Here is a 13,114-nt window from a genome sequence, read left to right on the forward strand (position 1 = left end):
GTTTGGCCAAGACCAAGACTGTCTATTCCTGCACCGAGTGCGGCGGCACCACGCCGCGCTGGGCCGGGCAGTGCCCGCAGTGCAACGCCTGGAACACGCTCGTGGAATCCGTGGCGGATTCCGGGTCCAGCGCCGCCCGGCGCTTCCAGCCGCTGGCCAACTCGGCCGTGGTGCGCAAGCTGTCCGAGATCGACGCGGCTGACGTGCCGCGCTTCACCACCGGCATCGATGAGTTCGACCGCGTGCTCGGCGGCGGGCTGGTCTCGGGCGGCGTGGTGCTGATTGGCGGCGACCCCGGCATCGGCAAGTCCACGCTGCTGCTCCAGACGCTGGCCAACCTGGCCGGCCAGCGGCGCGTGCTCTATGTGAGCGGCGAGGAGTCCGGCGCCCAGATCGCCCTGCGTGCCCAACGGCTGGGCGTGGATGCCCCCGCACTGGGCCTGCTGCCCGAGATCCAGCTCGAGAAAATCCAGGCCACGCTGGAGGCCGAGCAGCCCGAAGTGGCCGTGATCGACTCGATCCAGACCCTGTATTCGGAGGCGCTGACCTCGGCGCCCGGCTCGGTGGCGCAGGTGCGCGAGTGCGCGGCGCAACTGACGCGCATCGCCAAAAGCACCGGCATCACCATCATCCTGGTCGGCCATGTGACCAAGGAGGGCAGCCTGGCCGGGCCGCGCGTGCTGGAGCACATCGTCGATACGGTGCTGTACTTCGAAGGGGACACCCATTCGTCGCACCGGCTGATCCGCGCCTTCAAGAACCGCTTCGGTGCGGTCAACGAACTGGGTGTTTTTGCGATGACCGAGCGCGGCCTGCGCGGCATCAGCAATCCTTCGGCGCTGTTCCTCTCGCAGCACGAGGAATCGGTGGCGGGCTCGTGCGTGCTGGTCACGCAGGAGGGCACCCGGCCGCTGCTGGTAGAGGTGCAGGCGCTGGTCGATACCGCCAACGTGCCCAATCCGCGCCGGCTGGCGGTGGGGCTGGAGCAGAACCGGCTGGCGATGCTGCTGGCCGTGCTGCACCGGCACGCGGGCATTGCCTGCTTCGATCAGGACGTGTTCCTGAACGCCGTGGGCGGAGTCAAGATCACCGAGCCGGCCGCCGATCTGGCGGTGCTGCTGTCGATCCATTCGTCGATGCGCAACAAGCCGCTGCCGCGCGGGCTGGTCGTGTTCGGCGAAGTGGGGCTGGCTGGCGAGATCCGCCCGAGCCCGCGCGGGCAGGAGCGGCTCAAGGAAGCCGCCAAGCTCGGCTTCACGATGGCGGTGATCCCGAAGGCCAACGCGCCGAAGCAGAAGATCGAGGGTATCGAGGTGATTCCCGTGGATCGCCTCGAACAAGCCATCGACCGCGTGCGGCACCTGGACTGACGGGCCAAGGCCGGGGGGAACGAGCATGGCAGACGCAGCAGACACCCTCGATGGCAGCGCCAGCCTGGCCAAGGCCAAGCGCTCCCAGGCCGCCTATCAGGCGCTGCGCGACGACATCTTCGCCTTCCGCCTCCTGCCCGGCGATCGGTTCACCGAGAACGATGTGGCGGAGCGGCTGGGCATCTCCCGCACGCCCGTGCGCGAGGCGCTGCACCGCCTGCAGGGCGATGGGCTGGTGCGCGGCTACTACCGCAACGGCTGGGAAGTGGTGCCGCTGGATCTGGCCCGCTTCGAAGCGCTCTACGAGTTGCGCACCCTGCTGGAGACCCACGCGRTAACGCGGCTGTGCCGGCCCGAGGCCCCGCATCAGGCGGCCCTCGCGGCGCTGGTGCGGCAGCTTGGCGCGATCTGGCGCGTGCCCGTCGCCSGGCGGCTGGCCGATGGCAACGCCGTGGCGCAACTGGACGAGGCCTTCCACCTTGCCATCGTCGATGCGGCCGGCAATCCCGAGTCGGCGGCGGTCCACCAGCAGGTGACGGACCGCATCCGCATCATCCGCCGGCTCGACTTCGCCTTCGGCACGCGGATTTCGCTGACGTACGACGAACATTCGGCCATTCTCGACGCCCTGGAAGCCGCCGATGGCGCCCGCGCCGTGGCGCTGCTCTCCACCCATATCGAAGATGGCCGTGCCGAGGTCAGCCGGCTGACCACCGAGCGGCTCGAGCAAGCCCGCACCAGCCTTGTGCGCCCSGCGCCGGCCCAGACCCCGAACGCACCCGTCCGGCGCAGGCGCTTCGGCTGACTCCCGCCTTTCCCATTCCGCTTTCCACGTGASCATCCACCCGCCAGCCCCGTGCTGACGCGGGCTTGAGACGTTTCTTATTAGGCGAGCGTGCCCGGGCGCACGTGGTGGCACGCCTATTGCGATCCTTCTGCACAGGAAATTTATGTATACATAAATCGCAGGAGTCGCGGAGCGTGGCATTTCATCTCAATCCGATCCGGGGTAGCCGGGGCATGGCCGTGGCGCCGCACGCGCTGGCGTCGCAGAGTGCGCTGGCCGTGCTGCGCGAGGGCGGCAACGCCGTCGAGGCGATGGTCGCCGCCGCCGCCACCATCGCCGTGGTCTATCCCCATATGAATAGCATCGGCGGCGACAGCTTCTGGCTGATCTCCCGCCCCGGCGAGGCGCCGCGCGCCCTGGACGCCTGCGGCGCAGCGGCCGGCGATGCCACCATCGCGCGCTATCGGGAGGCCGGCTTCCAGGCCATTCCCACGCGCGGCGGCATGGCGGCGAACACCGTCGCCGGCACGGTGTCCGGCTGGCAKGCGGCGCTGGCGTGGTCGCACGACGCGCTGGGCGGGCGCCTGCCGCTCTCGCGGCTGCTGGCCGATGCCATCGACTATGCCCGCGTGGGCGTGCCGGTCACGCAGAGCCAGTCGGCCTGCGTGGCCGCCAAGGCCGCAGAACTGGCCGATGTGCCGGGCTTCGCTGAGACATTTCTGATCGACGGACGCGCTCCGGCGGCGGGCACGCGCTTCCGCCATCCGCGTCTGGGCGCCACGCTGGAGCAACTGGCGCAGGCCGGGCTCGATGACTTCTATCAGGGCGATCTGGCACAGATGCTGGCCCGCGAACTCGGCAACGCGGGCAGTCCGCTGACGYTGGCCGACCTGCGCGCGCACCGCGCCACTTGGAAAGCGCCCCTGGCGCTGGCCCATTCACGCGGCACGGTCTACAACATGCCGCCGCCCACGCAGGGGCTGGTGTCGCTGCTGATCCTCGGTCAGCTGGACCGCCTGCTGGCGCCCGGCATGGACCCGCTCGGCCCGGACTTCGTCCATGCCTGCGTGGAGGCCACCAAGCAGGCGTTCCACGTGCGCGACCGGCATATCACCGATCCCGCCTATATGGAGATCGATCCACAGGACCTGCTGGCGCCGCCGTGGCTCGATGCCGCCGCCGCGCGCATCCGCCCGGACGCGGTGCTGCCGTGGGGGCAGGGCATGGGGCCGGCGGACACGGTCTGGATGGGCGTGATCGATGGTAGCGGCGTGGCGGTGAGCTTTATCCAGAGCATTTATCACGAGTTCGGCAGCGGCATCGTGCTACCGGGCACCGGCGTGAACTGGCAGAACCGGGGCTGCAGCTTTTCGCTCGATCCGACTGCGCGCAACCCGCTGATGCCGGGGCGCAAGCCATTCCACACGCTGAATCCGGCCATGGCGCGCCTGAACGACGGCCGCACGCTGGTCTACGGAAACATGGGCGGCGACGGCCAGCCGCAGTCGCAGAGCGCGGTGTTCTCGCGGATCGTCCATTTCGGCATGAACCCGCAGGCCGCCATCGACGCACCGCGCTGGCTGCTCGGCCGCACCTGGGGCCAGACCAGCGACACCCTCAAGCTCGAATCGCGCTTTCCCGATGCCACGCAGCAGGCGCTGCACCGCCTGGGTCATGACGTGGAGGTGCTGGGGCCATACGACGAAACCATGGGCCACGCCGGCGCCATCGTGCTGCAGGCCGATGGCCTCTACCAGGGCGGCAGCGATCCGCGTAGCGATGGCGGCGTGGCGGCCTGGTAGGGCGGGGGTCGCAATTTACTGAGTTCCAACCTGCGCGAGCCCGCCATGACGAATGCGTGGCCGCGTGTCTTCCTCGAAGTTCCTGTCTCAAGGAGTGGTGCAAATGCGTACCGTTGCTGATAACGCGGCCCTCGGCGTGCCGCAGGCCATGCCGCTGGCGCGCACGCGCTGGCTGCAACTGTTGCTGGGTCTCGTCTGCATGATGGCGATTTCCAGTCCGCAGTATGTCTGGACCCTGTTTACCAAGCCGCTGGCGGCCAAGCTGGGGGTGCCGCTCTCGGAGTTGCAGGTCACCTTCTCGCTGCTGATCGTGCTGCAGACGTTCTTYTCGCCGTTCCAGGGCGCGCTGATCGAGCGCTTCGGGCCACGCCGGCTGATCGCGGCCGGCACGGTGATGGCCGGGCTGTCGTGGGTGCTGGCCGCCTCGGCCCAGAGCGTGGGCATGCTGTACCTGACCTATGGCGTGGTCGGCGGCCTGGGCACGGGCATCGTCTATATCGGCGTGGTGGGGCAGATGGTGCGCTGGTTCCCGGACCGGCGCGGGTTTGCCGTCGGCATGGTCGCGGCCGGCTACGGCATGGGCGCCATCGTCACCACCTTCCCGATTGCTTCGGCCCTGGCCGGCAAGGGGCTGGAGACCACGCTGTGGCAGTTCGGCCTGATTTTCGCGGTGATCGGCTTCCTGGCTTCGCAGGGGCTGCGCGCCCCGGCGCCGGGCGAGCGGCTGCCGGTGCGCGCGTCGTACACGCCGTCCAACGTGGTGGACGTGCCGACCCGTCAGATGCTCAAGATGCCGCTGTTCTGGCTGCTGTTCCTGATGATGACGATGATGTCCACGTCAGGGCTGATGGTCACCTCGCAGATGGCCGCCTTCGCCAAGGACTTCGGGGTGTCCAACGCGGTGGTCTTCGGCATGGCCGCGCTACCGCTGGCGCTGACCATCGACCGGCTCACCAACGGGCTGACGCGACCGATGTTCGGCTGGATTTCCGACCGCTGGGGTCGTGAAAATACGATGTGCTTCGCCTTCGCGCTGGAGGCCGTGGCGATGACGCTGTGGCTGCTCACGCGCGAGAACGCGGTGCTGTTCGTGCTGCTCTCGGGCGTGGTGTTCCTGGGCTGGGGCGAGATCTTCTCGCTGTTCCCGTCCACGCTGACCGATACCTTCGGCACCAAATTCGCCACCACCAACTACGGCTGGCTCTATATCTCGCAGGGGATCGGCTCGATTTTCGGCGGCCCGCTGGCGGCGCTGATGCATGAGCGCATGGGGAGCTGGATGCCGGTGTTCGGCGTGGCCATCACGCTGGACATCGTCACGGCGGCGCTGGCCATCGCGGTGCTCAAGCCGTGGCGCCGGCGCTATCTGGCGGGCACTTCGGCAGCCGCGGCAGCCTGACCGCGGGCGCTGCGTCAATCCGCCGCTGCGGATTGACAGCGCAATGGCGGGATATCAAGGGGCCGCTGGCAACGGCGGACGGAAAATGGGTAATAATTCGGCTCGACGCCTCTTCCGTCCCGGACCCCCATGCAAGCCAATTCCCGTGCCTACTTCCTGCTGATCGCCGTGCTCTCGTTCGCGATGCTCGGCGCCGCGCTCTACTTCCAGTTCGTGGAGGGCTACCAGCCGTGTCCGCTCTGCATCATGCAGCGCTTCGCCTTCGTCGGCATCGGCCTGTTTTCCCTGCTGGCCGCGCTGGCCCAGAACACGCGCACGCTGTGGCAGGGGCTGGGCATGCTGTCCGGCGTGGCCGGGATCGCGGTGGCGGGGTATCACGTCTCCCTGCTGCTGAACCCGAAGTCCTCGTGCGGCATCGATCCGCTGGAAAACTGGGTCAACGCACTGCCCACCGCGCGCCTGCTGCCCCAGGTGTTCTTCTCGGACGGCCTGTGCACCGCGCCGCTGCCCCCCCTGTTCGGCATCTCGATCCCGGCATGGTCACTGATCTGGCTGGTGATTCTGACGGTGACGCTGGCGGTGGGGCTGATCCGGCGGGAGAAGAATTACCGGTGAGATTGGGGAAGGGCTGGCGGGTGCCAGCCCGTTGCCATTGCTGAGAAGGTTACGGCAGAGGCCAGAACCATMTTGTTGATGCATTCCAGAAACAACCCGATCCGCATATCTGTGGTGCGCTGACCACGAGGTCGATATGCCCACCCCGGTCGTTCATATAGCCCGGAATACTCCMAAACGCGATAATCCCGCGCCGGCTTCCTATAGATTGGACCGCGTCAGCGCGGGCAAATTTCTCTGGGGAGCCGAGGTACCCGGGCTCCGCTAGCATTTTCGCGAGTGGCTTGCCCGGGTTCGATGAGTTTCCCTTTGTATTTGCCTTTTTTGATGGCAAATCTGCCTCGAAGGGAAACGCCACACCTGATGAGCGCCAGACTCACTCTGACGGCACAAGTATTTACATACTCGGGCTTTGAAATCAGATCTTCCCAGCCGAGCTCAGAGTAGAGCGCGTGCCTTGGAACCGTCTCTGCGCTTGGATAGTGACTCTTCAAAATCGAGAACAAAGGTCTCATCTTGCGTTCCTCGTTGGAGGGCAAGGGAACTTCTTCTTAAGCGCGCTGACAACGAGAGGCGCGGCGTTCGTTCTCCGATTTTCGGGGCGCAGACCCCGGAGCTGTTCAAGAACATCCGAGTCGATTTCAATGGTCTTGACCCTGGTGGTGTCGCASCAGTCTTTGCCGACCGAAGCGTCCGCCACGCCGGCAAGGTAGCCTGAGAGAAACTCATTATTGCGCTCTGTCCAGGGCGCGGCTGCACTCTTGTTAAAGCGCTCTACCAGCTCTTCGCCGGTCATGCGCGGGACTGGGCCCGCYGCCAGACATGCGCTGGCAGAAAAGGACAGGCCTACGATCAAAGCAATTGTTCGCATGATTCTCCTTCCATCAGTGCTCGCTCCCGAAGTGGGATCGAGCAGCCGCCGCCCAAATCGATGAGAAGCGGAGGAGGAAGCGTGTGGCAATTGGCGATGAGCGCGGCTGACGCCGGTCAAACGGCACTTCGATTCGCCAATTTCCGAGTCGTCACGCGATCTGTTCGATCTGTTCCTGCAGTTCCAGCCAGCGCTCCTCCAGCTGTTCCAGTTCGCTGGTGACTTCGCCCTGGCGCTTCAGCATTTCCATCAGCCTGGCCTTGTTGGTTTCGGCGTAGCTGGTCTCGTCGGCCATGAAGGCGTCGATGGCGGTTTTGTCGGTGTGGAGCGCGGCCATGCGCTTTTCGACTTTTTCGAGTTCCTTGGTCAGCGGCTTGCGCAGGACGGAGAGACGCTGGCGCTCGTCGGCGTCGGCGCGGCGCTGGTCCTTGCGGTTGACGTTGGCGCCGGCGTCCGCCGCGGCTTCGGAGGCGTGCGCGGCCGTGGCGGCGTTGCGCTTGGCGGCGGCTTGCTGGAGCAGCCAGTCACGGTAGTCGTCCAGGTCGCCATCGAATGGACGGATGGTGCCGTCCGCCACCAGCATGAACTGGTCCGAGGTGGCGCGCAGCAGGTGCCGGTCGTGGGAGACCAGGATCAGGGTGCCTTCGAACTGGGCCAGCGCCATGGTCAGGGCCTCGCGGGTGTCGAGGTCCAGGTGGTTGGTCGGCTCGTCCAGCAGCAGGAAGTTGGGCTTCTGCCAGACGATCAGCGACAGCGCCAGCCGGGCCTTTTCGCCACCCGAGAACGGTTCGATCGGCGCGGTCGCCATGTCGCCCCGGAAGTTGAAGCTGCCCAGGAAGTCGCGCAGCTCCTGCTCGCGCACGTCCGGCGCCAGCCGCGCCAGATGCTGGAGCGGGGAATCGTGGTCGCGCAGGGTTTCGAGCTGATGCTGGGCGAAATAGCCGATCACCAGCCCCTTGCCCAGCCGCAGCGTGCCGTTCATCGGCGCCTGCGTGCCGGCCAGCGTCTTGACCAGCGTGGACTTGCCTTGACCGTTGGCGCCAAGCAGGCCGATGCGCTGGCCGTTCTGGATCGACATCGCCAGGTTGTGCAGGATGGTCACGGGCGGCTCGGCCTCGGCGTACCCGCAATCCACCCCCTCGAGCACCATCATCGGGTTCGGCGCCGAATCGGGCTCGCGGAACTCGAAGGCAAAACCGGCCGCCACGTGCACCGGCGCCAGCCGCTCCATCTTCTCGAGCGCCTTGACGCGGCTCTGCGCCTGGCGCGCTTTGGTCGCCTTAGCCTTGAAGCGGTTGATGAACGATTCCAGATGCGCGATTTCTTTCTGCTGGCGCGCGTAGGCTGACGACTGCAGCGCCATCTGCTGGAGCCGCAGGGTCTCGAACTGGGTGTAATTGCCGCCRTAACGGCGCAACTGCTGGTTCTCGATATGGACCGTGACGTTGCAGATCGCGTCGAGGAACTCGCGATCGTGGGAAATCATCACCAGCGTGCCCGGGTAGCGCGCCAGCCAGTCCTCCAGCCAGACGATGGCGTCCAGATCCAGGTGGTTGGTCGGTTCGTCGAGCAGCAGCAGGTCGGACGGGCACATCAGCGCCTGGGCCAGGTTCAGGCGCATGCGCCAGCCGCCCGAGAACGACGCCACGGGCTGCGTCACCTGCGGCAACGTGAAGCCCAGGCCCAGCAGCAGCGCTTCGGCGCGGGCCGGCGCGGTGTAGCCGTCGGCATCGGCGAAGGCGGCGTGGGCCTCGCCCTCGGCGCTGCCGTCGCCGCTGGCCTGGGCGGCGGCGATGCGCGCTTCGATCTCGCGCAGCCGGGTGTCGCCATCGATCACATAGTCCACCGCGGAGCGGTCAACCGCCGGGGTTTCCTGCGCCACGTGCGCGATACGCCACTGCGCGGGCACGAAGACATCGCCGCCATCCGGGTGCAGCTCGCCCCGCAGCATGCCGAACAGCGTGGACTTGCCGCTGCCGTTGGCGCCGACAAGGCCGACGCGCTCGGCTGGGTTGAGCGTCACGCTGGTGTGGTCGAACAGCACCTTGGTGCCGCGCTGGAGGACTAGCTGGTCGATTCGGATCACGAGGACTGGGAGATAAGGCGAAGAACACGCCCGGAGGCGGGCAGGCCGGCATTGTAGCGCGCCCGGTGGCCGGTCTTGCGGGCGCCAGCCGGCCCCGGGCCCCATGTCCGCATCCATGTATTCAGGGATTTCCCCTAATTCGTCACTTCCAGGTTCTCCTGGTACGGGGTTTGCGTGTAAATTTATTTACATAGACCGCCGCACCGGGAAAGTGCCTTTTCATCAAAGGACTTTCCGGGATGGTGCGCGCGGCGCCCTGAACCGGTTCTTTCCCCAGACATGCCCGAAGGCCAGTCGATTTCCGAACGCATCGCCCGCAGCCTGCCCACGCTGACGCCCGCGCACCAGCGCATGGCGCAGTACGTGCTGGACAACCTGTTCCGCGCGGCGACCATGCGCATCGACGAATTCGCGACGGCCGTGGATGTGTCCGTGGCCACGGCCAACCGCTTTGCCCGGGCGCTCGGCTTCGAAGGCTATCCGCAGTTCCGCGCCGAACTCGTGCGCGGCTTCGAGGCCACGCTGGCCCCGGTGGAGCGCCTGCGCGACGAACTGGCCCGCCCGACGACGGTGGCCGAGGTCTTCGCCGCCGCGCTGGACGACGGCGCGCGCAACCTCGAAGCCACGCGCCGCGCGCTCGATGCCGAGGCCTGCGAGCGGGCCGTCGATGCCATCCTCGCCGCCGAGCGCGTCTATGTGATGGGCTTCGGCGCGAGCGGCTTCCTGGCCGGCCTGCTCCAGCACGGGCTGGAGATGCACTGCCGCATGGTGACGTCGGTGTCGACGGTGGGCGGCGCGTCGCACGCGGCGCGGCAACTGTTCAAGCTCCAGCCGCAAGACCTGGTCATCGCCATCGCCTTTCCCCGATATGTGACGGACAGCATGGTGCTGGCCAAGCGCGTGAAGGCCCATCGCGGCAGGCTGCTGGCGCTGACGGATGGCCCGACCTCGCCGCTGGCACCGCTGGCCGATATCGCGCTGTATGCCAACGCCGGCAATCGTCTTTCCGCGAATTCCGATGCCACGGTGCTCGCGCTGATCGAAGCGCTGTGCGGTGCCGTGGCCTATCGCTCGGCGCGCTCCGTCAAGGCGGCGGCCGAGATGACCGAATTCCTGCTCCCCTGGCTCTACGACGCACCCGGTGCGGGCCAGCGCGAGCGGGGCACCTCGAAATCTTCCGAATCTACTGAGTGAAAGCTGTCATGACCCAGGCTGTCATTGCCATCCACGGCGGCGCCGGCACGATTACCCGTGCCGCCATGGATGCCAACCGTGAACGCGAATACATCGCTGCGCTGGAGCAGGTGCTGCTGGCCGGCCAACGCGTGCTGGCCGAGGGCGGCAGCGCGCTCGACGCCGTGACCGAAGCGGTGCGCCTGCTTGAGGACTGCCCGCTGTTCAACGCCGGCAAGGGCGCCGTGCTGACCCACGCCGGGACGTTCGAGCTGGACGCCGCCGTGATGGACGGCGCCACGCGCAACGCTGGCGCCGTGGCCTGCGTGACGCGCGTGCGCAACCCGGTGCTGGCCGCGCGGGCCGTGCTGGAGCACAGCGAGCACGTGCTGTTCGCCGCCGACGGCGCCGAGGCGTTTGCCGAGGCGCAGGGGCTCGAACTCGTCTCCCCCGACTATTACTTCACGCAGGCCCGCCACGACCAGTGGCAGCGCGCGCAGGCGAGCACCGGCATGGCCTTGCTCGACCACGACGCGGCGGCGCTGGCAGCGAAGGCGGCGCAAGCTGGCACCGATCCGATCGATCCGGACAAGAAGTTCGGCACGGTGGGCGCGGTGGCTTGCGACGCCCAGGGCAACCTGGCTGCCGCCACCTCTACCGGCGGCGTGACCAACAAGCAGGTGGGCCGCGTGGGCGATACGCCCGTGTTCGGCGCCGGCTGCTATGCCGATGACGTGGCGGCCGTGTCCGCCACCGGCACCGGCGAGATGTTCATCCGCACCGTGGCCGCGCACGATGTGTCCGCGCAGATGCGCTACGCCGGGCTGTCGCTGGAAGAATCGGCGCGCCGCGTGGTGATGGAGAAGCTGGTCGCCATTCAGGGCCGGGGCGGCCTGATTGCCGTGGATCGGCAGGGCAACGTCACGCTGCCGTTCAACACCGAGGGCATGTACCGCGGCGTGGCGCGCGTGGGCGAGCCTGTCAGCGTGCTGATCTACGGTTGATCGTCGTCAGCCCGCAGCCCCGCAAATTCGAAGTCTTTCGTAGCAAATCGCAGTAGAACGCAGCAATCGCAGCACATCGGACAAGTCGCATGGCCAACACCTCTACGCATCGAAACCTCGTACTTCCCCCTGAACGCGTCGTCGCGGTGGACAACCTGTCCGTCCGCTTCGCCACCTCGGAGCGGACCGTCGAGGCCGTGCGCAACCTCTCTTTCCACGTCGATCGCGGCGAGACGCTGGCCGTGGTGGGCGAGTCCGGCTCGGGCAAGTCGGTCACGTCGCTGGCGCTGATGCGGCTGGTGGAGCATGGCGGCGGCAAGATCGCCAACGGCAGCATGCTGCTGCGCCGGCGCGGCGGCGAGGTGCTGGACCTGGCTCGCGCGCCCGACGCCGCCCTGCGTTCCGTGCGCGGCTCGGACGTGGCGATGATCTTCCAGGAGCCGATGACCTCGCTGAACCCGGTATTCCCGGTGGGCGAGCAGATCGCCGAATCGATCCGGCTGCATCAGGGCAAGAACAAGGCTGCCGCGCGCGCCGAGGCGCTGCGCATGCTCGAACTCGTACGCATTCCCGAGGCGCGCCGCGTGCTGGACCGCTATCCGCACCAGCTCTCCGGCGGCATGCGCCAGCGCGTGATGATTGCCATGGCGCTGTCGTGCAAGCCGGCGCTGCTGATTGCCGATGAGCCGACCACRGCGCTGGACGTGACCATCCAGGCCGAAATCCTGCAACTGATCCGCAACCTCCAGTCCGAGATGGACATGGGCGTGGTCTTCATCACCCACGACATGGGCGTGGTGGCCGAAGTGGCCGACCGCGTGCTGGTGATGTATCGGGGCGAGAAGGTCGAGGARGGCACCTCCGACGAGGTCTTCCACGCGCCGGCYCACCCGTACACGCGCGCGCTGCTCTCCGCCGTGCCGAAGCTCGGGGCGATGTCCGGCAAGGATCTGCCGGCCAAGTTCCCGCTGGTGCAGGTGAACGACGTGGCCGCGCCCGAGGCCGAAGTGCCGCAGGACACCGTCCACGCCGGCGCCGAGCCGATCCTGCGCGTGCGCGATCTGGTCACCCGCTTCGACGTCCCGGGCGGCCTGTTCGGCCGGGTCACGCGCCGCGTGCATGCGGTGGAGCAGGTCAGCTTCGACCTGTACCCGGGCGAGACGCTGGCGCTGGTGGGCGAATCGGGCTGCGGCAAGTCCACCACGGGCCGCTCGCTGCTGCGTCTGGTGGATGCCCAGAGCGGCACGATCGAGTTCGCCGGCCAGAACATCAGCCAGATGCAGGGCCCGGCGCTGCAGGCGCTGCGCCGCAATATCCAGTTCATCTTCCAGGACCCGTTCGCCTCGCTCGATCCGCGCGTGCCGGTGGGTTACTCGATCATGGAGCCGCTGCTGGTGCACAAGGTGGCCAGCGGCCGCGAAGCCGAAGCCCGCGTGGCGTGGCTGCTCGAAAAGGTGGGCCTGACGCCCGCCCACGCCTCGCGCTATCCGCACGAGTTCTCGGGCGGCCAACGCCAGCGCATCTGTATTGCACGGGCGCTGGCGCTGAACCCCAAGGTGGTGGTGGCCGACGAATCGGTGTCCGCCCTCGATGTGTCGATTCAGGCACAAATCGTGAACCTGATGCTCGACCTCCAGCGCGAGCTGGGCGTCGCCTTCCTGTTCATCTCCCACGATATGGCCGTGGTGGAGCGCGTGAGCCATCGCGTGGCCGTGATGTATCTGGGCCAGATCGTCGAGATCGGCCCGCGCCGCGCGATTTTCGAGAATCCGCAGCAYCCGTATACGAAGAAGCTGATGTCGGCGGTGCCGATTGCCGATCCGGCGCGCCGCCATGTGAAGCGCGAGCCGCTTTCTGATGAAATCCCCAGCCCGATCCGTGCAGTGGGCGACGAGCCGGTGGTGCAGCCACTGGTGGCGGTGGCCGGCAGCGGCGCGCACGGGCACTTCGTGGCCCGGCACCCGGTTGGCGGCGCGTATTGAGCCTTTATCAAGTCTTGAGTCTAGT

At 67.4% G+C, this 13,114-nt stretch carries 10 protein-coding genes; 8 read left to right on the forward strand and 2 right to left on the reverse strand.

Annotation, left to right across the window (positions count from 1 at the left end):
* Positions 1-2 precede the first annotated feature (2 nt).
* From radA to AB4Z27_RS22255, 5 genes are all read left to right on the forward strand, one after another.
* Positions 3-1,370: a DNA repair protein RadA gene (radA, locus tag AB4Z27_RS22235; RefSeq protein ID WP_092289347.1), complete on the forward strand. Its 1,368-nt coding sequence runs from the start codon at positions 3-5 to the stop codon at positions 1,368-1,370.
* 25 nt (positions 1,371-1,395) lie between these two features.
* Positions 1,396-2,175 (forward strand): GntR family transcriptional regulator, encoded by a 780-nt coding sequence (locus AB4Z27_RS22240; protein WP_441645278.1) that lies wholly within the window; start codon positions 1,396-1,398, stop codon positions 2,173-2,175.
* A gap of 215 nt (positions 2,176-2,390) precedes the next feature.
* Positions 2,391-3,959, forward strand: a complete 1,569-nt coding sequence (locus AB4Z27_RS22245; protein ID WP_441645288.1) for a gamma-glutamyltransferase family protein — start codon at positions 2,391-2,393, stop codon at positions 3,957-3,959.
* Positions 3,960-4,062: 103 nt separating this feature from the next.
* On the forward strand, positions 4,063-5,358 hold the full coding sequence (gene oxlT / locus AB4Z27_RS22250; RefSeq protein ID WP_441593598.1) for an oxalate/formate MFS antiporter: 1,296 nt from the start codon (positions 4,063-4,065) through the stop codon (positions 5,356-5,358).
* Positions 5,359-5,487: 129 nt separating this feature from the next.
* Positions 5,488-5,973: a disulfide bond formation protein B gene (locus AB4Z27_RS22255; RefSeq protein WP_092289341.1), complete on the forward strand. Its 486-nt coding sequence runs from the start codon at positions 5,488-5,490 to the stop codon at positions 5,971-5,973.
* A gap of 511 nt (positions 5,974-6,484) precedes the next feature.
* Here the strand turns inward: AB4Z27_RS22255 and AB4Z27_RS22260 are convergent.
* Together AB4Z27_RS22260 and AB4Z27_RS22265 are read right to left on the reverse strand one after the other, a co-directional pair.
* Positions 6,485-6,844, reverse strand: a complete 360-nt coding sequence (locus AB4Z27_RS22260) for a Rap1a/Tai family immunity protein (protein ID WP_441645279.1) — start codon at positions 6,842-6,844, stop codon at positions 6,485-6,487.
* Positions 6,845-6,995: 151 nt separating this feature from the next.
* On the reverse strand, positions 6,996-8,930 hold the full coding sequence (locus AB4Z27_RS22265) for an ATP-binding cassette domain-containing protein (RefSeq protein ID WP_092289339.1): 1,935 nt from the start codon (positions 8,928-8,930) through the stop codon (positions 6,996-6,998).
* A gap of 279 nt (positions 8,931-9,209) precedes the next feature.
* On the opposite strand from AB4Z27_RS22265, the gene AB4Z27_RS22270 reads away from it, so the two are divergent.
* The 3 genes from AB4Z27_RS22270 (at position 9,210) to AB4Z27_RS22280 (ending at position 13,089) form a co-directional block, all read left to right on the forward strand.
* Entirely contained in the window at positions 9,210-10,124 is a 915-nt protein-coding gene (locus tag AB4Z27_RS22270; RefSeq protein WP_441593600.1) for a MurR/RpiR family transcriptional regulator, read from the forward strand.
* An 8-nt stretch (positions 10,125-10,132) separates the two neighbouring features.
* Positions 10,133-11,107 carry an isoaspartyl peptidase/L-asparaginase family protein gene (locus AB4Z27_RS22275; RefSeq protein ID WP_092289336.1) on the forward strand — a complete coding sequence of 325 codons (975 nt, stop codon included), beginning with the start codon at positions 10,133-10,135 and terminating at the stop codon, positions 11,105-11,107.
* 89 nt (positions 11,108-11,196) lie between these two features.
* Positions 11,197-13,089 (forward strand): dipeptide ABC transporter ATP-binding protein, encoded by a 1,893-nt coding sequence (locus AB4Z27_RS22280; protein ID WP_441645280.1) that lies wholly within the window; start codon positions 11,197-11,199, stop codon positions 13,087-13,089.
* Positions 13,090-13,114 lie beyond the last annotated feature (25 nt).

This window comes from Cupriavidus sp. KB_39 (assembly GCF_052114485.1).
Lineage (GTDB): Bacteria > Pseudomonadota > Gammaproteobacteria > Burkholderiales > Burkholderiaceae > Cupriavidus.

What these genes read in the sequence shown, in the direction of transcription:
- AB4Z27_RS22255 (WP_092289341.1), top strand. Translation starts at nt 5,488, where the DNA reads ATGCAAGCCAATTCCCGTGCCTACTTCCTGCTGATCGCCGTGCTCTCG.
- AB4Z27_RS22270 (WP_441593600.1), top strand. Translation starts at nt 9,210, where the DNA reads ATGCCCGAAGGCCAGTCGATTTCCGAACGCATCGCCCGCAGCCTGCCC.
- AB4Z27_RS22275 (WP_092289336.1), top strand. Translation starts at nt 10,133, where the DNA reads ATGACCCAGGCTGTCATTGCCATCCACGGCGGCGCCGGCACGATTACC.